At 51.5% G+C, this 2031-nt stretch carries 2 protein-coding genes; both read right to left on the reverse strand.

The window, feature by feature from the left end:
- On the reverse strand, positions 1–918 hold a 918-nt coding region (locus tag QMA35_RS21475; protein ID WP_281649178.1), incomplete at its 3' end, for a head maturation protease, ClpP-related.
- On the reverse strand, positions 893–2031 hold a 1139-nt coding region (locus QMA35_RS21480), incomplete at its 5' end, for a phage portal protein (RefSeq protein ID WP_281649179.1). The genes QMA35_RS21480 and QMA35_RS21475, both read right to left, overlap by 26 nt.

Consider the following 2031-nt stretch of genomic DNA (forward strand, 5'->3'; position numbering starts at 1 on the left):
TTGTTCAAATAACTCCGTGCGCACCTGTTCGACAGACTTACCCGCCTGAATATAAGCAGGAGCCTGATCAGATTGTGCCGCAGCGCACAGAGTTTTAATGGTGTCACAACTGGCCAGCCGGGTTTGAACATCTTCCACAGTGGCACCGGTGCGCAACAATGATTCGGCCAGTTCCGGGTATCCTGCCTGGTTACAGAGTTGCACGACCGACAAGGCTGAAGTGTTCTTCGATTGTGGGGATGTCTTTGGTGTTGGCGGTGATGTGGGAAGAGTTTGAGTTTGAGTGTGAGCTTGATTTTGAAGTTGTGACTTCAGACCTTCCGGCACGTTCTGGAAAATCGAAAGATCCAGGCTTGCCGCCAGTTGCACTGGTTTGTCGACCACATCAATAAAGCCGTTACCCTGGGCCTCTTCTGCAGTCATCCAAGTCTCACTGGCCATTAACGGTGTGATATCGTCCACCGGGCGACCGGATTTTCCCGAATAAGAGAGAGCAATTGCTTCGGTGGCTTTGTCCAGCATATCGGCTGTACGACGCATGTCCTCGGCTTCACCACCCACCCAGCCAAGCGGGTTATGAATCATCATCAGGGAATTTTCCGCCATGGTGATGGTGTCACCGGCCATGGCAATCACGCTGGCAATGCTGGCCGCGAGCCCTTCAATACGCACATGGATATTAGCCGGGTGATAACGCAGAGCGTTATAAATAGCGATACCATCAAACACCGAACCACCGGGGCTGTTGATGCGCACGGTCATCTCATCACTGGTGATGTTTTTCAGTTCACTCACTAAGTCTTTCGCAGAGAGCCCTTGCCAGTCACCAATCACATCGTAGATCAGTAACTCTGCGGGCTGGTCAGCTTGGTTCTTGAGAGTAAACCAAGGTTTATTGCTTTGGGCGTTTGTCTTCATCAGAAGGCTTTCCTTGTCGTTTCATTCTGACATCACTGTCGTAGGTAAGATTAAGTTCATCCGCCCGTCGGTTATCAGCAGCAATCTCATCATCAATCTGCTCGCTGTCGTATCCCTGTTCCGAGACAACCTCTGAGCGGGATTTAAAACCGTTTCTGACCGCCAGACTTTGGGCCTGCATATCTTGAACGGGATGAATATAAGCCCAACCGTGGGGAATCCATTTCACCCGTCTGTATTGCGCTTTTTTACGGGAGTAATTCTGTGCTTCAATAGCGCCCGATAACACCGCCAGATCCAACCACCGATTCCACACGGGACGGCATAGCTGAAACACAATCTGGTTATGTTGAATCTGTTGAATACGACGGCGAAACTCATTGAGGACCACCCGCAATGCCCGGTCACTGACGCCTTTCATATCTCCCGACAACAGCTCAAACGGCAACCCCATACCGGCCGCCGAAGCCATTAGCTGCTGACGCATGAATTCGGGATAACCGGCTGTCGATCCTGGAGGCGTATTGAAGGCCACTTCCTCTCCGGGGGCCAGCTCCTGCATGGTGCCGGGTTCCATGGCGACCATTGGGATATTCTCGAAATGGGTTTGGATGGAACGGCCAGTTAATGGATCTACCCGTTCCTGATCCGGATGGGGTTTGGTAATAAAACCGGTGAACAGATTGGCGATTTCCTGCCGCAACAACGTGGCATCATCGAACTTGTCCAGATGAAACATTCTGAGCAGAACATTCGCCAACAATGGCTGCCCCCGTAACTGTCCCGGCCTGAGAGGTTCGTAGAGATGGATAACCTCCGAGGCCGGAACACGATGAAGGTCAGCGGTCTCAATAGAGAACTGTTCAACCGGATGGGCTTTATGCATCCAGTAGGCCACTCGTTGTCCGATTTTATTGAACTCAATACCGGCACGAATGGTATGACCATTGGCGAGCTGATCGTTGTAAGACCAGGGTACAAACTCGGCTTCCAGAATTTGAATCTGTAAAGGAACCGAAAGGTTATCTTCTGGCTTACGAGGGCGAAGGCGGACAAAGCATTCACCAGCCTCCAACATAGCCCGGGCGGCCAGTGATTGTTGGCCATAAAAAT

This window comes from Parendozoicomonas sp. Alg238-R29 (assembly GCF_947331445.1).
Taxonomy (GTDB): domain Bacteria; phylum Pseudomonadota; class Gammaproteobacteria; order Pseudomonadales; family Endozoicomonadaceae; genus Sansalvadorimonas.